26 protein-coding genes and 1 tRNA gene are annotated in these 21464 nt (G+C 62.1%); 6 read left to right on the top strand and 21 right to left on the bottom strand.

Going from position 1 to position 21464, the window contains the following annotated elements:
* The first annotated feature begins 3 nt into the window (after positions 1 to 3).
* The 4 genes from NAV33_RS03375 to cysG all read left to right on the top strand — a co-directional run bounded on the left by NAV33_RS03375 (position 4) and on the right by cysG (position 4608).
* The gene (locus NAV33_RS03375) at positions 4 to 1329 is read left to right on the top strand and encodes a replication-associated recombination protein A (RefSeq protein WP_255976918.1); all 1326 of its coding nucleotides are present in this window, start codon (positions 4 to 6) and stop codon (positions 1327 to 1329) included.
* Positions 1326 to 1700, top strand: coding sequence for a fluoride efflux transporter CrcB (gene crcB / locus NAV33_RS03370; RefSeq protein WP_255976916.1), 375 nt, complete (start codon positions 1326 to 1328; stop codon positions 1698 to 1700). The genes NAV33_RS03375 and crcB overlap by 4 nt, the downstream gene beginning before the upstream one ends.
* 72 nt (positions 1701 to 1772) lie before the next feature.
* Positions 1773 to 3053: a serine--tRNA ligase gene (gene serS, locus NAV33_RS03365; RefSeq protein WP_255976912.1), complete on the top strand. Its 1281-nt coding sequence runs from the start codon at positions 1773 to 1775 to the stop codon at positions 3051 to 3053.
* Between the two features lie 157 nt (positions 3054 to 3210).
* Positions 3211 to 4608 (top strand): siroheme synthase CysG, encoded by a 1398-nt coding sequence (cysG, locus tag NAV33_RS03360; protein WP_255976910.1) that lies wholly within the window; start codon positions 3211 to 3213, stop codon positions 4606 to 4608.
* Positions 4609 to 4640: 32 nt separating this feature from the next.
* On the opposite strand, the gene NAV33_RS03355 is transcribed toward cysG, so the two are convergent.
* The 7 genes from NAV33_RS03355 to NAV33_RS03325 form a co-directional block, all read right to left on the bottom strand.
* A complete protein-coding gene (locus NAV33_RS03355; protein ID WP_255976909.1) occupies positions 4641 to 5639 on the bottom strand; it encodes a glutathione S-transferase family protein in 999 nt (332 codons plus the stop codon).
* 86 nt (positions 5640 to 5725) lie between these two features.
* Positions 5726 to 6706, bottom strand: coding sequence for a glycosyl transferase family protein (locus tag NAV33_RS03350; RefSeq protein ID WP_255976907.1), 981 nt, complete (start codon positions 6704 to 6706; stop codon positions 5726 to 5728).
* Complete coding sequence (locus tag NAV33_RS03345; protein WP_255976905.1) at positions 6703 to 7038, bottom strand: TusE/DsrC/DsvC family sulfur relay protein; 336 nt, start codon at positions 7036 to 7038, stop codon at positions 6703 to 6705. The genes NAV33_RS03350 and NAV33_RS03345 overlap by 4 nt, the downstream gene beginning before the upstream one ends.
* Entirely contained in the window at positions 7035 to 7337 is a 303-nt protein-coding gene (gene tusB, locus NAV33_RS03340) for a sulfurtransferase complex subunit TusB (RefSeq protein ID WP_255976903.1), read from the bottom strand. The genes NAV33_RS03345 and tusB overlap by 4 nt, the downstream gene beginning before the upstream one ends.
* Positions 7337 to 7696, bottom strand: a complete 360-nt coding sequence (gene tusC, locus NAV33_RS03335) for a sulfurtransferase complex subunit TusC (RefSeq protein WP_255976900.1) — start codon at positions 7694 to 7696, stop codon at positions 7337 to 7339. The genes tusB and tusC overlap by 1 nt, the downstream gene beginning before the upstream one ends.
* The gene (gene tusD / locus NAV33_RS03330) at positions 7696 to 8088 is read right to left on the bottom strand and encodes a sulfurtransferase complex subunit TusD (RefSeq protein ID WP_255976897.1); all 393 of its coding nucleotides are present in this window, start codon (positions 8086 to 8088) and stop codon (positions 7696 to 7698) included. Before tusD ends, tusC begins: the two co-directional genes overlap by 1 nt.
* Positions 8089 to 8176: 88 nt before the next feature.
* Positions 8177 to 8845, bottom strand: coding sequence for a Bax inhibitor-1/YccA family protein (locus NAV33_RS03325; protein WP_255976895.1), 669 nt, complete (start codon positions 8843 to 8845; stop codon positions 8177 to 8179).
* A gap of 130 nt (positions 8846 to 8975) precedes the next feature.
* Here NAV33_RS03325 and NAV33_RS03320 point away from each other — a divergent pair.
* A tRNA-Ser gene (locus NAV33_RS03320) sits at positions 8976 to 9065 on the top strand.
* 426 nt (positions 9066 to 9491) lie between these two features.
* Here NAV33_RS03320 and NAV33_RS03315 read toward each other — a convergent pair.
* Positions 9492 to 10289: a DNA adenine methylase gene (locus NAV33_RS03315; RefSeq protein ID WP_255976893.1), complete on the bottom strand. Its 798-nt coding sequence runs from the start codon at positions 10287 to 10289 to the stop codon at positions 9492 to 9494.
* Between the two features lie 86 nt (positions 10290 to 10375).
* On the opposite strand from NAV33_RS03315, the gene NAV33_RS03310 reads away from it, so the two are divergent.
* The gene (locus NAV33_RS03310; RefSeq protein WP_255976891.1) at positions 10376 to 10687 is read left to right on the top strand and encodes a helix-turn-helix domain-containing protein; all 312 of its coding nucleotides are present in this window, start codon (positions 10376 to 10378) and stop codon (positions 10685 to 10687) included.
* Here the strand turns inward: NAV33_RS03310 and NAV33_RS03305 are convergent.
* From NAV33_RS03305 to NAV33_RS03245, 13 genes are all read right to left on the bottom strand, one after another.
* Positions 10672 to 11187, bottom strand: coding sequence for a hypothetical protein (locus NAV33_RS03305; RefSeq protein ID WP_255976889.1), 516 nt, complete (start codon positions 11185 to 11187; stop codon positions 10672 to 10674). The two genes, NAV33_RS03310 and NAV33_RS03305, sit on opposite strands and share 16 nt — an antisense overlap.
* A 2-nt stretch (positions 11188 to 11189) precedes the next feature.
* Positions 11190 to 11699 (bottom strand): hypothetical protein, encoded by a 510-nt coding sequence (locus tag NAV33_RS03300; protein ID WP_255976887.1) that lies wholly within the window; start codon positions 11697 to 11699, stop codon positions 11190 to 11192.
* A gap of 9 nt (positions 11700 to 11708) precedes the next feature.
* Positions 11709 to 12449, bottom strand: a complete 741-nt coding sequence (locus NAV33_RS03295) for a gp53-like domain-containing protein (RefSeq protein WP_255976885.1) — start codon at positions 12447 to 12449, stop codon at positions 11709 to 11711.
* Positions 12449 to 13048, bottom strand: a complete 600-nt coding sequence (locus tag NAV33_RS03290; RefSeq protein WP_255976883.1) for a YmfQ family protein — start codon at positions 13046 to 13048, stop codon at positions 12449 to 12451. The genes NAV33_RS03295 and NAV33_RS03290 overlap by 1 nt, the downstream gene beginning before the upstream one ends.
* Entirely contained in the window at positions 13039 to 14100 is a 1062-nt protein-coding gene (locus NAV33_RS03285; protein WP_255976881.1) for a baseplate J/gp47 family protein, read from the bottom strand. Before NAV33_RS03285 ends, NAV33_RS03290 begins: the two co-directional genes overlap by 10 nt.
* Positions 14100 to 14546 carry a phage GP46 family protein gene (locus NAV33_RS03280; protein WP_255976879.1) on the bottom strand — a complete coding sequence of 149 codons (447 nt, stop codon included), beginning with the start codon at positions 14544 to 14546 and terminating at the stop codon, positions 14100 to 14102. Before NAV33_RS03280 ends, NAV33_RS03285 begins: the two co-directional genes overlap by 1 nt.
* Positions 14543 to 15070 carry a phage baseplate assembly protein V gene (locus NAV33_RS03275; RefSeq protein ID WP_255976877.1) on the bottom strand — a complete coding sequence of 176 codons (528 nt, stop codon included), beginning with the start codon at positions 15068 to 15070 and terminating at the stop codon, positions 14543 to 14545. Before NAV33_RS03275 ends, NAV33_RS03280 begins: the two co-directional genes overlap by 4 nt.
* Positions 15057 to 16097: a phage baseplate assembly protein gene (locus NAV33_RS03270; RefSeq protein ID WP_255976875.1), complete on the bottom strand. Its 1041-nt coding sequence runs from the start codon at positions 16095 to 16097 to the stop codon at positions 15057 to 15059. Before NAV33_RS03270 ends, NAV33_RS03275 begins: the two co-directional genes overlap by 14 nt.
* Entirely contained in the window at positions 16090 to 17391 is a 1302-nt protein-coding gene (locus NAV33_RS03265) for a DNA circularization protein (RefSeq protein ID WP_255976873.1), read from the bottom strand. Before NAV33_RS03265 ends, NAV33_RS03270 begins: the two co-directional genes overlap by 8 nt.
* Entirely contained in the window at positions 17391 to 19193 is a 1803-nt protein-coding gene (locus NAV33_RS03260; RefSeq protein WP_255976871.1) for a phage tail tape measure protein, read from the bottom strand. Before NAV33_RS03260 ends, NAV33_RS03265 begins: the two co-directional genes overlap by 1 nt.
* A 91-nt stretch (positions 19194 to 19284) precedes the next feature.
* On the bottom strand, positions 19285 to 19629 hold the full coding sequence (locus tag NAV33_RS03255) for a hypothetical protein (RefSeq protein ID WP_255976869.1): 345 nt from the start codon (positions 19627 to 19629) through the stop codon (positions 19285 to 19287).
* Positions 19630 to 19638: 9 nt separating this feature from the next.
* On the bottom strand, positions 19639 to 19983 hold the full coding sequence (locus NAV33_RS03250; RefSeq protein ID WP_255976867.1) for a phage tail tube protein: 345 nt from the start codon (positions 19981 to 19983) through the stop codon (positions 19639 to 19641).
* A gap of 9 nt (positions 19984 to 19992) precedes the next feature.
* A complete protein-coding gene (locus tag NAV33_RS03245) occupies positions 19993 to 21462 on the bottom strand; it encodes a phage tail sheath subtilisin-like domain-containing protein (protein WP_255976864.1) in 1470 nt (489 codons plus the stop codon).
* Positions 21463 to 21464: the final 2 nt, after the last annotated feature.

Raw genomic sequence — 21464 nt, 5'->3', positions numbered from 1 at the left:
TCAATGGACCTGTTCAGCCGCGATCCTGTTGCTCAACCGCTAGCCGCTCGACTGCGAGCTGCCAGCCTCGACGAGTATGTCGGACAAGAGCATTTGCTGGCACGTGGCAAGCCGCTGCGCGAGGCGTTGGAGCAGGGCGCGTTACACTCAATGGTGTTCTGGGGACCGCCAGGTGTAGGCAAGACGACGTTGGCGCGGTTGTTGGCGAAGGTTTCCGATGCTCATTTCGAAACCGTCTCGGCGGTGCTGGCTGGGGTCAAGGAAATCCGCCAGGCGGTGGAAATTGCGAAACAGCAGGCGGCCCAGTACGGCCGTCGCACTATTCTGTTCGTGGACGAGGTACACCGTTTCAATAAGTCCCAGCAGGATGCGTTTCTACCTTATGTCGAAGACGGCACGCTGATTTTCATCGGTGCCACCACCGAAAATCCATCCTTCGAATTGAACAACGCTTTGCTCTCGCGGGCACGGGTTTACGTACTCAAAAGCCTGGATGAGGCTGCGCTGCGCAAGTTGGTTGCCCGTGCGTTGACCGAGTCCAAAGGGCTCGGCGACCTGCATCTGAGCCTGCCCGAAGAGAGCTTCCAGATTCTGGTGGCGGCCGCCGATGGCGATGGCCGACGTTTGCTGAACCTCCTCGAGAATGCCTCTGACCTGGCCGAAGAGGGTGGCGAAATCAGTGTCGAGCTACTTCAGGATCTATTGGGCGACAGCCGCCGGCGTTTCGACAAGGGCGGAGAGGCTTTCTACGACCAGATTTCGGCATTACACAAATCGGTTCGCGGTTCGAACCCCGATGCATCGCTGTATTGGTTCACACGGATGATCGACGGCGGCTGCGATCCACTGTATATCGCGCGGCGTGTGGTGCGCATGGCCAGCGAAGAGGTTGGTAATGCCGATCCGCGCGCGCTGAGCCTGTGTTTATCCGCCTGGGACGTTCAGGAGCGTCTGGGCAGTCCGGAAGGTGAGCTAGCCGTTGCCCAGGCGATCGTCTATCTCGCTTGCGCGCCGAAAAGCAACGCGGTTTACAGCGCGTTTAATGCCGCGATGCGCGATGTTCGGGATAGCGGCTCGCAGGAGGTGCCGCTACACCTGCGCAATGCACCGACCCGCCTGATGAAGGAATTGGGCTATGGCAACGAATACCGTTACGCCCACGACGAGCCCGACGCTTATGCCGCCGGTGAAGACTATTTTCCTGACGCGATGGCACCGCGTCAGTACTACCATCCGGTGCCGCGCGGACTGGAAAGCAAGATTCGCGACAAACTCGAGCATCTGACCCGCCTCGATCGGGAAAGCCCACGGCAACGGAGAAAGACATGATACGGATGGCGCTTGCCGTAGCGGCTGGTGGTGTGGTCGGTACGATGATTCGCTTTAGCGTCTCGACCTGGGTATCGGCGCACTGGCCCAGGCATTTCTACCTCGCGACCTTGGCGGTGAATCTGTTCGGCTGTCTGTTGATCGGCTATCTATACGCGACGTTCCTTGCGCGCCCGGACATTTCACCCGAACTGCGCGCCGGGCTGATTATCGGCTTCCTCGGGGCTCTGACTACTTTCTCCAGTTTCTCCCTGGACGGATTACGGTTGCTGGAAAGTGGACAATTCGCAACGGCCTTCGGTTATATCGGCATCAGCATGCTCGGCGGTCTGCTGGCCGCCTGGGCTGGGTTGAGCCTCGGCAGGTTATGAACCTGACCACTATCGCAGTAAACTTCGATTCCTCTCCGACTTTCCTCAAAGCTTTCACAGACGAGACCCGCCATGCTTGATTCGAAACTGGTACGCACACAGCTGCAAGACGTCGCTGATCGCCTCGCAACCCGCGGCTACCAGCTGGACGTGACGCGTATCGAGGCGCTGGAGGCCCAGCGCAAAACGGTCCAGACCCGTACTGAGCAGCTCCAGGCCGAGCGCAACGCTCGCTCGAAATCCATCGGCCAGGCCAAGCAGCGCGGTGAAGACATTGCACCGATGTTGGCCGATGTCGATCGCATGGCCTCTGAGCTGGAAGCCGGGAAAATCGAGCTCGAGAGCATCCAGAGCGAACTGGATCAGCTGATGCTGAGCCTGCCGAATCTGCCGCACGAATCAGTCCCGGTGGGCAAGGATGAAGACGAAAACATTGAGGTACGTCGTTGGGGCGCGCCCAAGGCCTTCGATTTTCAAGTCAAAGATCACGTCGCCCTGGGCGAACAGCACGGCTGGCTGGATTTTGAAACGGCTGCGAAGCTGTCCGGGGCGCGCTTTGCGCTGATGCGCGGTCCGATTGCGCGCCTGCATCGCGCGCTTGCGCAGTTCATGCTGGATCTGCACACCCGCGAACATGGCTACGAAGAGGCCTATACGCCTTATCTAGTGCAGGCGCCGGCACTGCAGGGCACCGGCCAGCTGCCGAAATTCGAGGAAGATTTATTCAAGATCAGCCGCGAGAACGAGGCCGATCTGTACCTGATCCCGACTGCCGAAGTGTCGCTCACTAACATCGTGGCCGGTGAGATTCTCGATGCCAAGCAGCTGCCGCTGAAGTTCGTTGCACATACGCCGTGCTTCCGCAGCGAGGCGGGTGCCTCGGGGCGCGATACCCGCGGGATGATCCGCCAGCATCAATTCGACAAGGTCGAGATGGTCCAGATCGTCGAGCCTAGCCAGTCGTTCGAGGCGCTCGAAGGCCTCACGGCGAATGCCGAGAAGGTGCTGCAACTACTGGAGTTGCCGTATCGAGTGCTGGCGCTGTGCACTGGAGACATGGGCTTCGGGGCGACCAAAACCTACGATCTGGAAGTTTGGGTGCCGAGCCAGGACAAGTACCGCGAGATCTCGTCCTGCTCCAATTGCGGCGACTTCCAGGCGCGCCGCATGCAGGCGCGTTACCGCAACCCAGAAACTGGAAAGCCCGAATTGGTGCACACGCTCAACGGCTCAGGCCTGGCGGTCGGCCGTACGCTGGTAGCGGTGCTGGAAAACTACCAGCAGGCGGACGGTAGCATCTGTGTGCCAGACGTGCTCAAGCCCTACATGGCTGGTGTCGAAGTCATCGGTTGATTCCGTCGGTAACGTGCTGCCGGAGCGGGTCGAGCTGGCATCAGCGAAGAATGCTCGACGGTGCTGAACGACCCGTCCAGAATTTGATTCTCGACAGGGGCCATCTCTGCCGTAGTGGCTGAGATGGCTCCACTCAAATTGTCATCAGGACTCGCTCATGGATTTTCTGCCACTTTTCCACAATCTGAAGGGCCGTACGGTACTGGTCGTCGGCGGTGGCGAAGTTGCCCTGCGCAAAGCCCGTTTGTTATCCGAAGCCGGCGCGGTGCTGCGGGTGGTTGCGCCAGAGATCGAGACACAGCTGAGCGAACTGGTTGCCCAAGGCGGCGGGGAGATGGCGATTCGAGGCTATGTTTCCAGCGATCTCTCCGGCTGCGTGCTGACCATTGCCGCCACCGATGACGAGCAATTGAATGCGCGGGTGTCGCAAGATGCGAAATCGCTCGGCATGCCGGTCAATGTGGTGGATTCCCCCGATCTCTGCACCGTTATCTTTCCTGCAATTGTTGATCGTTCGCCGCTGATCGTTGCGGTATCCAGTGGAGGTGACGCGCCAGTTTTGGCTCGGTTGATGCGGGCTCGTATCGAGACCTGGATCCCCGCTGTGTATGGCCAACTGGCCGGCTTGGCGAAGCGATTTCGTAGGCAGGTCAAAGCGCAGTTGCCAAATGTGCAGCAGCGGCGGGTGTTCTGGGAGGAGGTGTTCCAAGGCAATATTGCCGAACGGGCGCTGTCAGGGCAGATGCATGAGGCGGAGCGGTTATTGGAAGAAAAACTCTCCGGCGCCTTGCCGAAGAGCCTGGGCGAGGTCTATCTGGTCGGTGCAGGACCTGGCGACCCAGACCTACTGACTTTTCGCGCCTTGCGCCTGATGCAGCAGGCCGACGTGGTGCTGTACGACCGTCTGGTTGCGCCGGCGATCCTTGAACTATGCCGTCGCGATGCCGATCGGATTTACGTGGGCAAGCAGCGCGCCGATCACGCGGTACCGCAGGAGCAGATTAACCAACTGCTGGTGACGCTGGCCAAGCAGGGCAAGCGGGTGCTGCGCCTGAAAGGTGGCGACCCGTTCATTTTCGGTCGTGGCGGTGAGGAGATCGAAGAGCTTGCAGCCAACGGCGTTCCATTCCAGGTCGTTCCCGGAATCACAGCAGCCAGCGGTTGCGCTGCCTATGCCGGTATCCCGCTGACGCATCGTGATCATGCCCAGTCGGTTCGTTTCGTCACTGGTCATTTGAAGGATGGAAGTTGCGATCTGCCCTGGCCGGAACTGGTGGCGCCAAGTCAGACCCTGGTGTTCTACATGGGGTTGGTTGGGTTGCCGGTTATTTGCAATCAGTTGATCGCTCATGGTCGCAAGGCCGATACGCCCGCCGCGCTGATTCAGCAGGGCACCACCTGCAACCAGAGAGTCTTTACCGGCACCTTGGCCAATCTGGCCGAGCGGGTTGCGAACGAGCAGGTTCAGGCGCCGACCCTGATCATCGTCGGCGAGGTGGTGCAGCTTCGCGAAAAGCTCGCCTGGTTCGAGGGTCGGAGTCCCGAAGCCGAATAGAGCGGCTATCAATCAACCGCCATTCACAGGTGTCAGCGCGACCAGATCCCTTTGGCAGGCAGCCGCTCGCGATCATGCGCGCGATTCAGCTCCACCTGCGGCCCCTTGGGCACGATGCCGTTGGTGTTGATGTGGCGATGGCTCGCGTAGTAATGGCTCTTGACGTGAGTAAAGTCGACGGTTTCGGCGATCCCTGGCCATTGATACAGCTCACGCAGCCAGTTCGACAGGTTCGGATAGTCTTCGATTCTCCGTAGGTTGCACTTGAAGTGACCGTAATACACTGCGTCGAAGCGGATCATCGTGGTGAATAGTCGCCAGTCCGCTTCGGTCAGGTATTCACCCGTCAGGTAGCGCTTCTCTGCGAGTCGCCGTTCCAGCTGGTCGAGCTCACTGAACACTTCGTCAAACGCCTTTTCGTAAGCTTTTTGTGTACTGGCGAAACCGGCACGGTAGACGCCGTTGTTCACTGCTGGATAGATTCGCTCGTTCAGGCTGTCTATCTCGGCCCGCAGCGGCTCGGGGTACAGGTCCAGCCTGGAGCCGGTCAATCCGTCGAATGCGCTGTTGAAGATACGGATCAGTTCTGCCGACTCGTTATTGACGATGCGTTGCTCCTGTCGATCCCAGAGCACCGGAACCGTCACGCGACCGGTGTAGCTCTCGTCATCGGAGGTGTAGCGCTGGTGCAGATACCGCAGGCCGTCCAGCGCATCACCGCTTGATCCGGTGTGCTGATCGAAGGTCCAGCCGTCTTCCGCCATTAGCCAGCTGACGACCGAAACATCGATCAACGAATCGAGCTGCTTGAGTTTGCGATAGATAAGGGTGCGGTGCGCCCAAGGGCAGGCGAGCGACACATAGAGGTGATAGCGACCGGCTTCCGCCTTGACGGCTTGTTGGCCATCCGGGCCAGGTGCGCCGTTCGGGGTAACCCAGTCGCGTCGTTGTGCCTGCTCACGCTGGAATTCGCCGTCACTGCTGTTTTCGTACCAGCGGTCTTGCCACTGTCCATCGACCAAGAGCCCCATATTTGCCTCCTCACGCTTTTAAGTTAGGGGCAGTTTATGAGGCAAGGTTCGACGGACGGGTCGCAATCCCGGGTCAAACCCATCACTCAGTTCGATGGGTTGCGCTGCGCCCAGTACTGCCGCGCCTGTATGAATGCAGGCTCGCGCGACTGGCCAAGCCCCCGTAACGCCAGCGCCATGGTTGCCACGACCGCCAATTCGCCATAGGCGTCCTCGGCGCCTTGCCAGACGGCCAATAGATGCTGTGGATCAAGCTGCGCCGGTTTGACGTGACGCTGTGGAGAGAGCGCTGGCCAGTCCTCGTCCCAGGCCTCGCCGTCGCTGGTTCCGTACAGGTGCGCGACACCGTCCGGGTTGACCTCGATCTCACCGCCTTCACCCTTGATGACGATGGCCGTATCGCCGAGCAGACGGCTGGCTTCTCGGTGATTGGCCTGATAACCCGGATGGAAAATGCTCTGCAGGCCGCAGCGAGCACCCTGCGGATTGAGAATGCGCGCCAGCGAATGAATTGGCGAGCGCAGGCCGAGGATGTTGCGTTGGTCGATCATTCGCTGCAGGCCGGGCATCCAGGCGCCGAGCGGCATAAACGCAAGGTTGGTGCTGTTCAGGGCTGCGGCGGCTGCAGTCCAATCTTCGCAGTGGGCGATTCCGAGCAAATCCAGCTGCTGCTCGGTGTACATCCGTCCTGCCGTATGCGCACCGCCGCCGTGCATCAGGATGCGAATCCCGTTCTGCGCCAGGCACTTCGCAGCAAGAAGATACCAGGGCAAGTGACGTTTCTTGCCGGCATAGGTCGGCCAGTCGATATCAACGGCGATCGCCGGTGCGTGCAGTCGCTCACGGACGGCCTCGGTGAAGCCGGCAAGCTCCTCTGCGCTTTCTTCTTTGTGTCGTAGCAGCATAAGGAAGGCACCGAGCTGCGTGTCCTCGACCTTGCCGTCAAGCAACATGCCCATGGCTTCGCGAGCCTCATCCCAGGTGAGGTCACGGGCGCCGCGCTTGCCTTTGCCAAGAATGCGGACGAACACGGCAAACGGGTGTTCGGGAGGGGTGACTAGGCTCATATGCAGTTGCTCGGTTTCGGCAGGCCGGCCAGCTTTGCGGCAAGCTTGGCGGGGGTGCCTTTGAATAAACGGTTCAGGTGCATGCTGTTGCCCTTTTCCGGGCCGAGTTTCAGGGCTGTGTACTTGATCAATGGCCGCGTTGCCGGGGATAGCTGAAACTCCTGATAGAACTCGCGAAGCAGCCGCAGGACTTCCCAGTGCTCGGCCTCAAGACTGAGCCCCTCCGCCGAGGCAAGCGCTTCGGCGACGGGCTCGGTCCACTCGTCCAGATCGACCAGAAAACCTTCCTGATCGATGGCAATGCTCATGCCATTCACGATCAATGCGCTCATAACCAGGAATTGGTCCGTGCGTAGCGACAGCACAGCTCGACGAAACCCGGATAGCTGACCAATTGCAGGCGCTCGGGCAGGTTGCCGAGGCCGCGTGCGGTGACGTCTTCTTCCAGCGCTAACAACGCCACGCTATCGGGCATCAGCTCCAGCGCGTGACGTTGGGCTGTGCCGCCCTGCAGGGCGTAGACGGCGTCGCCGCTTAGCAAAACCGCATCGTCGGTCGCAAGCAGGCGCAGGCAGCTAGACAGGCGACCGTCTGAAAAAGGGGAGTGTGAAAGCAGGTGCAAAGTGGCCATCAGAGCGTGATCACATGGTCATAGCGATTGATAAGGGCGCTGAGGCTGGCGTCGTCGAGCACTTCAACCGGCAACGATAGGGTGGCCTCGTCCAGCCCGCGCTCGCTGAGACTGCGTCTGGCTGCGAATAACGAATCGACACCAAACATCGGTAGCGCCTGCAGGTTCGCTGTCAGATCTTTCTGTTGCAGTTTTGACGCGTGCTGCGTCGGGGCTAGCTGGAGCACGCCGTCATCTAGAAACAGCAACCCCAGCGGCAATTCGAACGCACCGCCAGCGAGAGCAATATCCAGGGCCTCACGAGCCGAGGGGCCTGACCAAGGCGATTGGCGGCTTATGATCAGCATCGAGCGGGCCATCAGTGGCCTCCAAAGCAGACAAGGCGATCAGCGTGCTGAGCCGCTTCGTGCAGCTGACCTAGACCCGAAAGCTCCCAGCCAGGCGCCAGGTTGGCCGCGGGCCGCCCGTGACGTTTAGCCTCCGAGTCGTCCAGCACGCCGCGGCGCAAGCCGGCTGCGATGCAGACCACGCCATCGAGCCCGTTGAGGTTGACGAAATGGTTCCATTGTTCAGCAACATCAAGCTCGTCCTGCGCGGTAACGGTATTGACTGAGGCGCTGTGCACGCCGTCCTGGTAGAGAAACAGCCGGACAATCTCGTGCCCGCCCGCAAGCACCGCCTCAGCGAAGCGCAACGCACGCCGCGAAGCAGGGGAATGGGGAGGTGAAAACAGAGCGATAGCGAACTTCATGGGACACCGTTGAATTACTGGTCGACATGATACGCCAGCTTCAAAAACGAAAAAGCCCGCTGAAGCGGGCTGATTCAACGGGCGGCTATCAGTCGTCGCCGCCCATGATGCCCATCAGCTGCAGCAGGCTAATGAACAGGTTGTACAGCGAAACGTACAGACCGATCGTCGCCATGATGTAGTTGCGCTCGCCACCATGAATGATGGCGCTGGTCTGGTAGAGGATGCAGACCGAGGAGAACAGCACGAAGCCGGCACTGATCGCTAGTTGAAGACCGCTGATCTGGAAGAAGAAGCTAGCGACCATAGCGCCCAGCAGGACGAAGAAACCGGCAGTGATGAAGCCGCTGAGGAAGCTCATGTCCTTGCGGGTGATCAGCACGAACGCCGACAGGCCGAAGAACACCAGGGCGGTCATCGACAGTGCGGAAGCGATCAGCTCACCGCCGTTGGCGGTGCCCAGATACATATTAAGAATCGGACCGAGCGTGTAACCCATGAAACCGGTCAGCGCGAAGGTGGAAAGCAAGCCCCAGGCCGAGTTGCGCAGCTTGACGGTCAGAAAGAACAGGCCGTAGAAACCGATCAATACCACGAAGATGTTCGGGTAGGCCGCGTTGGCTTGCATCGCCATATAGGCGACCAGGGCACTGAAGCCCAGGGTGATGGCCAGCAGGCCGTAGGTATTGCGCAGAACGCGGCCAACTTCCTGTTGTTCAACCTGCGTGTGCGTAGATGCATACTGTTGCTTGAGCATGGCGATACTCCTGTAAAAATGAATTCAGCCTAAGGTGAATTGCCTCGGATCATAGCAGAGCTTTTGTTTCGACCTAATAACAGAGTTTGACAGTGTGTTTCGTTCCGGTACTATTGCGCCCGCTCTCTGCGGAGGAGTGGCAGAGCGGTTGAATGCAACGGTCTTGAAAACCGTCGAAGGGGAAACTCTTCCGTGAGTTCGAATCTCACCTCCTCCGCCATATCGCAATGTGAAGGCCCCGTATTCCGGGGCCTTCGGCGTTTCAGGGGTACGCAAACGGCTAGACAACTGGTCCCAGATTGGTCCCAAGCTAGTGTAAGCGCGCGAGCTGTTTGGCACAGCGTTGCGCGCTATTTGGCACAGTTGGGGCTAGTCGGAGCCTGATTTTTTTGCAGTGTCTTTGGCATTGCGCCAGGTTTGAGCGACGCACTTAGAGTCGAACCGGTGCTGGCAAGTATCTTCTTGCAAGCACGCCAGGTCGATTAGATGGTGGACGCTACCCGAGTCGACGTCCCAATAAGGCATAGGCGCCGAGGCTTGGATGGTGATGAGTCGGTCGGTTAGCTTGCAGTGTCTCTGTACCTTCGCCATCAAGATGTTGCTCCGCTGGAATGAAGTCCCATCGTCGCATCACGACCAGGCGAGCTTAGAATAACCCGCCCATCACCTCTGGATTCCAGTTCATGATCACCAGCTCTGAGCTGGCTGCCTGTCCTCCCTGGCGTTGGTTCGCCACGCTGTACTTGAGACTGGTCTGCTCGATCTGGAAGCCGGCGAACGCCTCACGGATGTCGGGATGGTCGTTGATGCTGACCATCACCTTGCCCTTGCAGCGGCGCATAAAGTCGGCCATTCGTTGATAGTTCTCGAACGGGAAGTCGACGCCGTAGCCTTCGGTCTGCCAGTACGGTGGGTCCATGTAGAAGAATGTGTGCGGCCGGTCGTATCGCTCGGCGCAGTCGAGCCAGGTCAGGTTCTCGACGTAGGTGCCGGCCAGGCGCAGGTAGGCGGCTGACAGGTTCTCTTCGATGCGGCAGAGGTTGATTGCCGGGCCGGTTGTTGCGGTGCCGAAGCTCTGGCCGTCGACGCGGCCGCCGAAGGCGTGCTGCTGTAGGTAGAAGAAGCGGGCGGCGCGCTGGATGTCGGTGAGGGTTTCCGGGCGGGTGTCCTGGAGCCACTTGAAGAGCTGCCTGCTGCTGAGTGCCCACTTGAACTGACGAACAAACTCTTCGAGGTGGTTCTGTACGACCCGGTAGAGGTTGATCAGCTCGCCGTTGACGTCGTTAAGCACTTCGGTTTTGGCGGGCATGGGGCGGAGGAAGTACAGAGCTGCACCGCCAGCGAACACTTCGACATAGCATTCGTGGGGCGGGAACAGGGCGAGCAGGCGGTCAGCGAGACGGCGCTTACCGCCTAGCCAAGGGATGATGGGTGAGCTTTGCATGGGACTGGCCTTAATGAACACTTGCCAAATACTGTATGGATGATCAGTATTTGCCGAGTCTGAGTTCCTTCAGTAGCCGGAGCCCCATGAGCGATTTAATTACGATTCCACCGCTGTTCACCTATTACATCACCGCCGAGCACTGCCGGCAGGCGCGGGCGATGCTCGGGTGGGAGCAGGACGAGCTAGCCCAACGATCAGGTGTTTCCTTAAGCGCGATTCAGCGATTTGAGGAGGGGATCGCGCCCCTTAATGACGTGACGCTTCAGGCTCTGGCGTTCCGGCTGGAACAAGAGAATCTGATTTTTATCCCTGAGCACCCGCCGCTTAGGTGTGGAAATGTGAAAGGCTGCACGCCAGATCCTCGATCACGCCAGGACTTTCAGATGGTCGAGTGACCGGCCTGGCGAAAAAGCGATAGCAGTTCAAGCGGCCGCTCTGGTCGTTGGTAAGGGTTGGCGAGCATCCATAGGTGCTGCGGCACAATGCGGCCCTGTACGTCAGAACGGAACAGCGGATAACCGGCTTCGCTGAACGCCCAGGCAACCAGTTCGCTGCAGAACCAGCAATCGTCTTCCTGCCAATCCCTTCCGCGTAACGCTATGCCGGCGACTCCTAGCCAGTCGTATGGCTTGCCGACCTGGCTCAGCGCGGCATCAAGTACGGCGTCGCGATCGGGCACGGTGAACTCGACAAGGACCGCACGGCTGGCAAAGGAGAGTCGTTCGGCCATCGGCACTACGACGACGCCTGCCGGCGCGACAGCACCGATCAGCATGGGCACAGCGCCGCGATCATCGACTAGATCCACATGCGACCAGGCAGACCAGGTGCCAAGCCGAATGGCCTGGCTCCCGATGTGGTGACGGCGGGTAAATAGAACGCGGACCGTTGCCATGGCTACGCCTCTTCGTTGTTGAAAGCGGCGCCAGTTGGGATCGGTGAAGGAGGCCACGCGATAACGGGCATAGCGGCAATCAGATCGGCCTCGCTTGGCACCGGAGCCCGCCCTGCCTTCACCTCCGCCATCAACTGATAACCGGTCATGTTGCAAGCATCCATCCAAGCGGCGAACACCTTGCCTTCCTCTTGGAACGGACCAGGGAAGCCGGCACGAAGCGAGCAGGTAAAGCGGCTGTCGTAGCGGCGCTGTCCTGCCACCAAATCCAAATGCCGATTCAGCACCGCTGTCAGATCGGCTTCGGTTTGTTCGGGGGTTGGGACGATAGGCGGCCGCTCAATCAGGATCGGCAAGCCCTCGGCGTCGTGACTGCGAATCTTACCGGGGGCAGGATTGGCGATGACTTCCTGATAGCGGGCCTCAGTCATCGGCACTGCATCGGCAGGCATCACGGAATGCCGCCCTTCAATGTATGTGGTTCCAGTCGATTGGCTGTAGTAGCGCTGCATGGTCAATCCTCAATAGCCCAAGGCGAAGTAGTCGAACGTCAGCAAGCCAGGCACCCGGCCGCCAACATCCGTATAGGTGACGCCGGTGAGGCCGGTGGCCGATCGGCCCACAATCTGAACATATTCGACCTGGCCGCCCGGCGAGTTCACCATGCCCGGCGTGGCGAACAGGCAGTCGTTTGGAAAAGCCGTGGGAAAAGTAACGAGCTGGCCAGAGCCAGTATTTACCGTCGCTGAGCCCCACATAAGCACAAGGCCGCCAAGCCATATCGGGAAGAAAATCGCGCCATTCGCGCCGAGGCTTATCGTAAAACCCCAGCGCAGCTTTTTGGGGGTCACCGCTACGTTATCCAGGACGCCGGCATTCACTTCGGCCTGCGTTCCGACGCGCAACATGCCCGCCACCGTCTGGGATGCCGCCACCATGCGCGCCTTAATCGCCTGAAGCACCCGTAGCGGAGTCATTCTCTTGGTGTTGTCCGCATCCTCTTCCAGCAGCTCCAAGGCTTCGTCCTCGCTTGCCACTGGCGCGACCTTGTTAACGATGGCTTTCACCGCGTCGCGCAACTGGGCCGGGTTTGCCTCGTCCGGTTGCAGACCGCCTTCGGCGATGACGCCGAGGATCTCATCAGTGACGTCATTGGCCCACTTGGCCGGATCCCGCGAAGCGGGTATGCCGAGCAGCGGATTGCCGTCGGTGAACTTGCCGTTGAGCAAAGCCACGCCGGGCTCTGATATCGGGTAATCCATTAGTTGTCTCCGTAGCTGAAAATAACGATTGAGCCGCCCGGCTTGCGCTTTTGCATGACGCATTCGAGCTGGTTGTTGCCCCATGCCTGGTAGGGCTCGCCCATGGCTGAGCGCCCATGCCGACGCTCAATGATCAAGGTTTCCGGCAGGTTGAGCCGCCAGACGTCTTCCCAATCCTCGCCGCCGTATGCCTCGCCCATATGGGCGCGGCCGTGGCGGCGGGCGTGGTATTCGGTGATCGTGGCAGTGGGGTAGCCCATGGCCTCGGCCAGAGCGAGGAAGTAGGCGCGGCTCTGGCCACCCAGGCCGATAACTTTCGTAACGACGGCGTTGACCCGCTCCTGAACCGTGAGCGAGCCCTGCGCGCTGCAGTCATCAGGCAAGCCGAGCGCCGCTTCCCAGCGGGTCAGCGTCTCGAACGCCTCGGCTGGATCCGCTTCACGGTAAAGATCATCAGCACGACGATGGGCGCGAGCGAGCGGCTGACCCAAGCCGCGCAGCAACGCCTGCAGGGTGCTATCCGGATCCTGCGACCAGGCGGCGCCGGGCGGTAGCAGCTGGCTCAGCAGCCGGCCGTAGTCGTCGCCCGTCACGCCCATGTGATGCCACCGAAGGTGGCCATCTGGCCGGTTGTGAGCTGCACATCAGCAGAAGGTGACAGCACGCTGTTGTCGCGCTCGCCTGTGGCGATGCTGACCGCCTCGCGGATGTGGCTCAGTAGCAGCAAGCCGCCTGGCTCTGCCTCGCGGCGGTGCAGGTCACGCAGCTCGGCCTCGATCGCGGCCTTGACTTGCACGGTGTTTGGCACAGCACGGATCTGATATTGCTGAGCAACGGCAACCGGCGGCAGGACATAGACTGAGCGGCGCCCGGCCGGTCGGCGCACGGCAATGTACGCCGCGCACGCTTCCAGCACCGCCGCGCTTGGTATTGGATCGTCCTGGTTGTCGCAGACGATGCGGACGACCACGCTGCCGCTGCCTTGCTCGTGCTCGGTCGCCCAGACACGGGTAATGGCTGGGTGGGATTCAAGCGCCCAGGTTTCGTAATCGGTAAGGCTGCCACCCTGAGGCGGCTCAGCCATGCGGCGATGAACGCGGCTGCGCAACCCGTCGAGCGTTTCCAGATCGGTGCCGCCGGTGAGCCGGTCTTCAGTCACCGTGGCGGCGGCCTGGATGCCCGTCACAGGACTGAGGAACGTCAAGCGGGTGCCGGCCGGGAGGTTGCCAGCCGCACCAAGCGTCTGCGCATCGACAGTCATCAGCCCGCTCGAAGCGGTCAGCGTTACCGTCTCGCGAACCGTGTAGATGAGGTCTTGACTGTGCTGCAGGGTGGTGCCGGCCAGCACGGTGGCGCCGATCGCGCCGGCAATTTGTACCTGCCCGGCCGCGCCGATCGGATCGCGGTACCAGAGCTTGTATCGACGGGCCCAGCGCTCGACGCCCTCGGCGTCGGCCTGTTCGTCCGGCAGCATGTTGCGCCAGCGGTGCTCGATGTGGGCGTGCAAGCCCTGCACCGCACCGGCCTCGGCGAACGCCAGGACGCCGAGCGTGCTGCGGCGGGTTCTGGCCTCGGTGCCTGGCAGGTGGGCCTCGATGTCGCTGCCGATCTGCTGCCGGGTCTGCTCAAGCGTGGGGATTGGGAACGGCATTACAGGTTCTCCCACAGGGTGTCGTATTGGTGATTCTCGGTGCGTCCGTCGCGCCGCAGGATGGCGACGTCTAGGCGCAGCCAGCCGCGTTTAGGGACTGAGGCGGTGACCTCGGCACGTGCAGCGATGCCGTCTTCCAGCGTCCAGCGAACGCCTTCCTTGCCGTACTCACGGGCGCGGCGCAGGGTTTCGGTGATTTCCTTTTCGCGGCTGAGCAGCCATAGGCGAGAGCCGATCTGGTCGCCCGCAACGTCCGGCCAGGCATCACCCGGCCAGCCCCGCAGGTCGCGCGAATCTCCCGGCAACGCGTCATCGGCACGGGCCCGACGATCGGAGAACAGGCTGATGACGACGGGCGTCTGCAGGCTGCTATCTAGCACCAGGTCACCGTTCTCGATGGCGATGTCGGCTTCGCGGCCGTTCCAGCGCAGGGCAATATCGGTCATTGCGGCACCTCCGATATGCCACCACCTGGTAGCGCGTGCCGATGCTTGGTCTGGGTGATGCCGGCCGCGATCTGGTCGCCTACAGACTCGATGCGGCCGGTCTGGGTGATAACAGGCGTATCGAAGTTCACGGCGCTGGTGGCCTTGATGTTCAGCGTGCCGGTTTCCACATCGATGACGCGGCCGCGCTTGAGGTGGATCCGGTCGCCCTCATCGGTGTAGATGGCCACCTCGCCGTCCTCGAGGTCGGTGATGCGATAGCGGCGATCGGCGCAGGCGATGACGACGCTGTGCGCGCGATGGCCACCGACTGCTACCACCAAAGCTTCGGCGCCGGTGTGCGGCTTGTAGGTGAAGCCATAGGGCTGCCAGTGTTCGGCTCCGTCGAGCTGCTCATCGGCGAGCAGGCTCAGCTGTAGGGTTTGCATGCGTGCGGCGTCGCTCACCAGGGTGACGACAGCGCGGCTGACGATATGCGCCAGGCCACGACGGAGCGGGCTCAGCATGCGGTCAATACCACGCATCGGTGACCTCCGGTTCCGGTTGCTGCAGCACGTCGAATGCCTCGCGCGGCATGAGGGTGAGTTCGGTGCGCTCGCCCTGGTCGTCGAGGCTGTAAGTGATGTCGGTGATGAGCCGCTCGGCGCCCTGCAGGTACTGGTAGGCGTCGTGCACGGTGGTCAGGCTGTTGTGCCGCCAGATATGGCCATTGGACTGCCGGCAGCTGGTCAGGCTGTACGTGAGCGACTGGGAACGACCCCAACGCACGTTCCGCTCCCAGGTGACTTGCTGGCGTGCGCCTGCTGCGTCGAGGGGACCTTCGGCGATGAGGGTGAGGGGGCGATGACGCTTCATGCGCGAATCCGACGCGCGCGCCACCACGCCGCTGGCCTGCTCGCCGGACAGCCAGTCGTCACCCTGGACCTGGCCCTTGAGGGTGTACTGGCTGAACACGTCGACCAGGTCCCGGTTGCCTGAGCCCTGCTGGATGTTCTTGCCCAGCACCAGGGCGTCATACGTACGGGCCTGGCCGGCGCGGCTGATGATCAGATTGCCGCGACCGTCGGTGATGAGCAGCACGCCACGGATCCGCGCGGCCTGGTCGAGCATCTCGAAAACGGTCTCGCCGTCGTTGGGCTTGAGGCTCTTGAACGGTGCGTTGGCACCGACCTGATCAATGACGGTTATGCCAAAGGGCGCGCAAAGCTCGCGGGCGACATCGGCCAGGCCGCGACCGATCCATTGCGTGGACGGTGCTGAGCAGTCGACCAGGTCGCAGGTCTTGTCCCGGCCGCTGACGCTGACGCTGTGTTCTTGCGAGTTGTAGGTGGGACTGACGCGATCGATGTAGCCGGTGATCAGCAGCTCGCCGTCGTAGTGCAAGCTGCAGGGGGCGCCTTCCGGTATCTCGCGGCGCTGGGCTTGGCCCGCCCAGCGTTCGGTCAACTGCAAATCGAAACGGCCAGCGAGCTGCTGCATGCCCAGGGCGATGCGGTAGCTTTTCCAGCCACCCCATTCCTGGTTGCCGACGTTGAGTAGGACTTCAGGCATCCTTCAGCACCTCCAGCGACTGGCCACCCTGGATGAAGCCGGGGTGCGCGATGCGGTTGCGAGCCACTATTTCATCGGCGCGGCGGGCGTCGCCGTAGAGCTGGTGGGCGATGAGCAGTGCCGGCATGGTGGTCTTTGGCTGGTAGCGAGCCAGCGGTGCCAGAGCAACGGAACGCTGATTCATGTCGCTGACCAGCGCGGCCGTGAGCTTTGCGAGGGCGGCATAGCGCTCCGGGCTGGCCGCGAGTTGCTGGCGATCGAGCTCGGCGACAACCTGGTCGCGTACGCCCACCGCCTGATCACGGTTTTCATAGGTCAGGCCGGGCACAACCTGCCCTTGGCTATCCAATGGACGACTGGTGGCCAGGCGCGTGGCTTCGGTCACTGCGACACGCTCAATCAGGCGATAGACCGCAGCCTGGTTAGTGGCCTGCTGTGCGCGGGCCGGGGTGACGTAGCCACTGCTGCGCACCGGCTTGGCTTTGCTGCCGAGGTTGAAGAGTGCCGTCTGCGCCTGGAACGCAGCGAAGGGATTCGAGCCACTGGTGATGCCGCGCACCACGCCGAGCAGGCTGAGCCCGAGGTTGCCTGGCGCGAGCATGAGCTGCTGGACGCTGCCGGTTAGCCGAGTGAACAGCAGGTTGAACGAGCCGGCGCCGCTGAGCAGGCCCCCGGCATTGGCTACGGTACTGGTTGCACCCTGAATGGTTCCGATCGCGGGCCCAGCAATGCCTTGCGCGTATTCGAACGCTTCGCCTATCGCGCCACTGGCTTCGCCCAGCATGGTGAGCGCTTCGTCTGCAATGAAGCCGGCCGTACCGAGTACGCTCCATTCGGCCTCGAACTCGGCGACGGCTTCCGCTTGCACCTGGTCAGCCGCGGCGTTGACTGCGGCACCTGGTAGCGCCTGGCTATCCGGGCGCGGTGCCTCACCGGCCTCGGCAAAGTTCTGGGTGATGCGGGCCAGGCCGCCCTGTTCGGTGCTTTCCTCGACGCTGTAATCGCCCAAGACGATGACATCCAGTTCGCCGTAGAAGGGGTGGATGAGCGTGCCGGGGCCCCAGGCTTCTAGCGCCTCGATCAACTGGTCGCGCTGGGCCATGTAGTCCGGACCGATGACCGTCATGGACAGGTTGAACTGGCGCGCCTTACGGCCCATGTCCTGAGTGCTAGGCACGTCGCGCAGCGGGTATTCGTCCAGCACGGTACGGCGACCGCCGGTACGGGTGCTGTTCTTCAGGTGGAACGGCACGCCACGGAAGGCGCCCGGCCGGTAGTCATCGCGCCAGGCCATCAGATGCCCGCTCCGGTACGGCCGGTGAGCACGCGCATTTCCAGATCATCTTGCGGTTTGAGCTGGGTGACCCTGGCTTTCTGGTCGCCCTCAATGCGGATGGTGAGTTCGGACGTGGCCTTATTCGCAGCGATCGCGCTTCGGGCGCTTTCGCTGAATGGGGAGATGGCGTGCGCAACCGCTTCGCCGATCGCATCGCCCAATGCGGTGCCGTCAATCAGGTAATCGTTGAGCAATGTGCCGACGCCGTAGCCGGCCGCGCCCGCGCCTGCAACAGCGGCGCCGGCTGTGGCCATGGCACCGGCCCCGAAGGATGGAAGGGCTGATAGCGGCGCGCCGCCCAGCAGCGCCATTGTGGTTTTCAGTTTGCTGAAGGTTTTCGGGCCAACCAGATCGCCTGCGGTCTCGGCTACCTTCTCCGCTGTGCCAAGCTTGCCGCCAAGTGCATCGGGCATGTTCACGACGAACACGGGCTGCACACCGGCCGCTTCCTCCAAAGCCTTGCCCGCCGCTACGCCTGCAGCGGTGCTACCGAACTTGCCGGCCAGCCCCTGGATGGCCTTGCCGCCGTAGCGGGCCGCTCCAAATAGGCCGGCCGCGCCCAGAGCACCGCCAACCATGATGTCGGTGCCGTCGAGGCCCAAGCCGCCGTTTTGCTTGCTGTCGAGACCGAACTTGATGGCTTCGCTAACCGCTCCGTTGATTGGCGCGGCGAAGCCATCAGCCGCTTCGCGCAAGGCACCCTTGAGGCGGCCGGTCTGGTCTACCGCGTTGCCGATCGCCTCCGGCAGGTCGCGAGCTATGGTCCCGCTTGCGGATGAGATGTCGCCGTATACGTCCCCGAGTTTGCCCAGGGAGGCGCCATCGAGCAGGGTTTTGAGGCCCCGCTGGGTGTCCAGATCGGTCTTGCCGAATGCGGCGTCGATGAACTTGAAGCGCTGCGCATCGGTGCCGAGCTTGTCGTACTTGGCCTTGATCTCTCCGATCACTTCCAACGCATCGCGGCGGGTGCCCTCAGCATCGAAAAACTTGACGCCAGTCGCCTTGGACGCCGACTTCATGTAGTTGGCGTTGGTGAACACACGCAAGGTGCTATCGGTCAGGGTGGCCAAGCGTTCGGCGTTGGGCTCGACCAGCGATAGCGTCTCGACCAGAGCAAGTGTCTGGTCCAGGCTGAGATTGGACGATTTGGCATTGCTGCCGATCCTGGCGAAGATATCTGGCAGGTTCTCCAACTCGGCGTTGCCAGCGCGGCCGGCGACCACCATTTTGTCCAGCAGCAGCCGGGCTTCTTCGGTGTTGCTCAGGTCGATATCGAACTGCTTACCGGCCACGCCCATCGCTTTGGCCAGCGCATCGGCGTTGGTCTTTGCCACTGCCAGGGTTTCGGACATTGGAGCGACTGTAGCGGTGGCCTCAGCCATGCTCAGGCCACCCGCGATCAACGCATCTACGCCGCCCTTGAGTTCGTCTGCGCCCTGGCCGGTGGCAGTCTGCGCACCGAGCAGCTCTTTACGCAGGCGCCCGGCTTCGTCTGCAGTAGCCCCGGCGGTGAGTTGCAGTTGCTTAAGGTCTTTATCCAGCCGTGCCGACTGCATGCCAGCGGCGATCGCTGAGACGCCGATGCCCAACTGAGCCAACTTACCTTCAACCGAGCCAGCGAACTGACCAAGCATCTGCATCTCGCGCTTGGCTGCACCGCCGAACTTGCGCAGGCCACCTTCGCCTTTGTTCAGGCCGCCCATGAGGCGACTGACATCGGCGCTGATGCGCATGGCCAGGTTGAGGTCGGTTGTGCTCATTTTTTCTTCGTCAGGTTGCCGAGGTAGTGGAAGAACTCACGGGGTGGAAGCGCATTGATCTGGTCGCGAGACCAGCCATGGCGCAGGGCAATCAGCTGGACGGCGTCCCAGTGCTGGCGGAGGCGATCGGCTCGGCGTTTCCCAACTTATCTAGAGCCAGCTGGGCGGTGCGCAGGGCAACGAAGTCGGCACGCTTGCGGATCATCGAAACCACGAATGGCCCCGCAAACTCGCGGCCGCTCTCATCGGTGACCTTCACCAGCTGACGCACGGCCAGCTGTGCTGCGTAGTGGATTTGGTTGCCGGCACCGCCGGACTCGACCTCGGCTTCGATCATGTCGCCCAACAGGGCTTCGCGCATGACAAAGCCGGTGTAACGCACGCCGGTGATGTCCAAGCCGTGAGGCAGCGTGCCGGTGGTAGTGATCTGTTGCATGAATGCTCCTTACAGCTGCTCGGCCGGCTGGCCGCTGATGGTGATGGCCACGTCGCGGCCAACGCTGATGGTGTTGGTGGTGAAGGCCTCGCGGATGACCCACGACTGCCCGGTGTCGCTCTCGAACACCACGTTGGCGTCGACCAGGTCGCGCAATTCCTGCACGGCCAGATCTTGCGTGAGCGGAACGGCGCAGCTGAGCTCGGGCGCGGTGGTGGCTTCGAAGTAACCCACCGAACCGTCGTCGAGCGGCTCGGCGGTGCGCCCGGTGCCGCCCAGATTGAGGGTGGCGCCTTCCTTGGTGCGCAGGCGCTTGCCGTTGTAGCTAATGGTGGCGCGGCCGTGATGCTTCATAGGGCCTCCTTACAGGCGGTACTGGACGGCGGCTGCGAAGATGTCGAACTGGTTGACCAGGTTCGGCGGCAGCACGGCGTTCATACGGTTGGGGTTCTGGGTGGAGCGCTTGATCAGCAGGTCGCGCTTGAAGCCTGCGACGTCCTCGATCAGGCCATCCTCCGTGGCGAGCTTGATCGCCTCGGCAATGAGAGTGGCGCGCACGGTGGTGGGGGTTGCGTAGGCCTGGCCTGGCACTGCGACGTCACCCAGCTTGTGGCGCGGGTAGTCACGGGCCACGGCCGCGTTGAAGCGGAAGCGCACCAGGTCGACGGTCCACTTGGTTTCCAGGCGCAGCAGGCTGATGTCTGGCAGGCCGAAGCTGTTGCTCTGGTAGTTGGTGATTATGGTCTCGATGAGCACCTGGCCGCCCTGGTCGACCGTGAAGGTGCTGATGCCGTCGAACAGCGCCAGGTTGCGTTCCGGCCGGGTGAAGCGGCTTTTCTCCGGCGGCGGCAGCAAACCCGGCAGCGGCAGGCTGCGGAATGGCCGCGCAGGGTCATTGGCACCGGATGATTCGGCAACTGTCGCCCAGACAGCCGCGACGGCCCACGGCGGCGTGGGCATGTCGTACATGCCAAACGTGCTGATGTGCGGCGAGTTGCGGCTGTTGCCCCAGGTGGTGAGCGCGGCATGGTTGCCCACCTTGGCGTTGAACACGTGCCCGGTGAGCGGCTCCATGGGGCCGAAACGATCGGTCATTTCCTCTTCTAGGGCGACCAGGTTGGGGCCGTCCAGGTAGGGGCAGACGATGCTGTAGTACTGGGTGCCGGCGATGGCATCGATCACCGAGACGATGCTCGGGTTGGCTGCACCGCCCGACATGGCGGCGATGGCCACCGTGATGCCGGCCGGGGTCTGCTCGCCGTAGTAGTTGGCGCGCACGTCCAGATCGTTGCCGGTTTCGCCCTTCCAGCGGCAGGTAAGCGTCACCACTCCCAGCGCGGCCGAGGCGGTTACCGGCAGGTCGCCGTTGGCGTTGACGGTGTCGGCCAAGCGGGTTGCCAGGGTCGCGACGGACTCTCCCGCAACCACGGCGATGCGCACCTGGGCGCCCCCGATATACAGCGCAAGGATGCCGGTGAGGGTCGGTGTGCCGGTAAAGGTGACGGTCCCGGTGGCGGCAGCGCCGGCTGCATCGTCATCCAAGGCGATCGCCCAGATGTCGACGTAGTCATCGGCATTGCGCGCTGCTGCGGCCATGCCGTGGAGCATCGAGCCCTGCCCGAATGCCTTCGCGGCCTGATCACCGGCTTGGCTGCCGAGGCGAGTGGCGGTCAGCGCCGGCACGTCACCGTTGACCAGGCGTTGGCCGACCAGGAGCAGACGGCGCTCCATGATCGCGCCGCCGCCAGCGGCCTTGCTGGGGTCGATCTCGATATAGATGCCCGGTACGCGGATGTTGTCCGGGATCTCGTTAAAGCTGACATTCTCGGCCATGG

Source organism: Stutzerimonas stutzeri, from assembly GCF_024448715.1.
GTDB classification, from domain to species: domain Bacteria; phylum Pseudomonadota; class Gammaproteobacteria; order Pseudomonadales; family Pseudomonadaceae; genus Stutzerimonas; species Stutzerimonas stutzeri_AR.
The sequence above is the reverse complement of the archived record's forward strand: the minus strand, read 5'-3'. Positions and strand labels throughout refer to the sequence as shown.

Excerpts from the sequence above, each read along its gene's own strand:
- NAV33_RS03375 (WP_255976918.1), top strand. The coding sequence starts at position 4 with ATGGACCTGTTCAGCCGCGATCCTGTTGCTCAACCGCTAGCCGCTCGA.
- crcB (WP_255976916.1), top strand. The coding sequence starts at position 1,326 with ATGATACGGATGGCGCTTGCCGTAGCGGCTGGTGGTGTGGTCGGTACG.
- serS (WP_255976912.1), top strand. The coding sequence starts at position 1,773 with ATGCTTGATTCGAAACTGGTACGCACACAGCTGCAAGACGTCGCTGAT.
- cysG (WP_255976910.1), top strand. The coding sequence starts at position 3,211 with ATGGATTTTCTGCCACTTTTCCACAATCTGAAGGGCCGTACGGTACTG.
- NAV33_RS03355 (WP_255976909.1), bottom strand. The coding sequence starts at position 5,639 with ATGGGGCTCTTGGTCGATGGACAGTGGCAAGACCGCTGGTACGAAAAC.
- NAV33_RS03350 (WP_255976907.1), bottom strand. The coding sequence starts at position 6,706 with ATGAGCCTAGTCACCCCTCCCGAACACCCGTTTGCCGTGTTCGTCCGC.
- NAV33_RS03345 (WP_255976905.1), bottom strand. The coding sequence starts at position 7,038 with ATGAGCGCATTGATCGTGAATGGCATGAGCATTGCCATCGATCAGGAA.
- tusB (WP_255976903.1), bottom strand. The coding sequence starts at position 7,337 with ATGGCCACTTTGCACCTGCTTTCACACTCCCCTTTTTCAGACGGTCGC.
- tusC (WP_255976900.1), bottom strand. The coding sequence starts at position 7,696 with ATGGCCCGCTCGATGCTGATCATAAGCCGCCAATCGCCTTGGTCAGGC.
- tusD (WP_255976897.1), bottom strand. The coding sequence starts at position 8,088 with ATGAAGTTCGCTATCGCTCTGTTTTCACCTCCCCATTCCCCTGCTTCG.
- NAV33_RS03325 (WP_255976895.1), bottom strand. The coding sequence starts at position 8,845 with ATGCTCAAGCAACAGTATGCATCTACGCACACGCAGGTTGAACAACAG.
- NAV33_RS03315 (WP_255976893.1), bottom strand. The coding sequence starts at position 10,289 with ATGCAAAGCTCACCCATCATCCCTTGGCTAGGCGGTAAGCGCCGTCTC.
- NAV33_RS03310 (WP_255976891.1), top strand. The coding sequence starts at position 10,376 with ATGAGCGATTTAATTACGATTCCACCGCTGTTCACCTATTACATCACC.
- NAV33_RS03305 (WP_255976889.1), bottom strand. The coding sequence starts at position 11,187 with ATGGCAACGGTCCGCGTTCTATTTACCCGCCGTCACCACATCGGGAGC.
- NAV33_RS03300 (WP_255976887.1), bottom strand. The coding sequence starts at position 11,699 with ATGCAGCGCTACTACAGCCAATCGACTGGAACCACATACATTGAAGGG.
- NAV33_RS03295 (WP_255976885.1), bottom strand. The coding sequence starts at position 12,449 with ATGGATTACCCGATATCAGAGCCCGGCGTGGCTTTGCTCAACGGCAAG.
- NAV33_RS03290 (WP_255976883.1), bottom strand. The coding sequence starts at position 13,048 with ATGGGCGTGACGGGCGACGACTACGGCCGGCTGCTGAGCCAGCTGCTA.
- NAV33_RS03285 (WP_255976881.1), bottom strand. The coding sequence starts at position 14,100 with ATGCCGTTCCCAATCCCCACGCTTGAGCAGACCCGGCAGCAGATCGGC.
- NAV33_RS03280 (WP_255976879.1), bottom strand. The coding sequence starts at position 14,546 with ATGACCGATATTGCCCTGCGCTGGAACGGCCGCGAAGCCGACATCGCC.
- NAV33_RS03275 (WP_255976877.1), bottom strand. The coding sequence starts at position 15,070 with ATGCGTGGTATTGACCGCATGCTGAGCCCGCTCCGTCGTGGCCTGGCG.
- NAV33_RS03270 (WP_255976875.1), bottom strand. The coding sequence starts at position 16,097 with ATGCCTGAAGTCCTACTCAACGTCGGCAACCAGGAATGGGGTGGCTGG.
- NAV33_RS03265 (WP_255976873.1), bottom strand. The coding sequence starts at position 17,391 with ATGGCCTGGCGCGATGACTACCGGCCGGGCGCCTTCCGTGGCGTGCCG.
- NAV33_RS03260 (WP_255976871.1), bottom strand. The coding sequence starts at position 19,193 with ATGAGCACAACCGACCTCAACCTGGCCATGCGCATCAGCGCCGATGTC.
- NAV33_RS03255 (WP_255976869.1), bottom strand. The coding sequence starts at position 19,629 with ATGCAACAGATCACTACCACCGGCACGCTGCCTCACGGCTTGGACATC.
- NAV33_RS03250 (WP_255976867.1), bottom strand. The coding sequence starts at position 19,983 with ATGAAGCATCACGGCCGCGCCACCATTAGCTACAACGGCAAGCGCCTG.
- NAV33_RS03245 (WP_255976864.1), bottom strand. The coding sequence starts at position 21,462 with ATGGCCGAGAATGTCAGCTTTAACGAGATCCCGGACAACATCCGCGTA.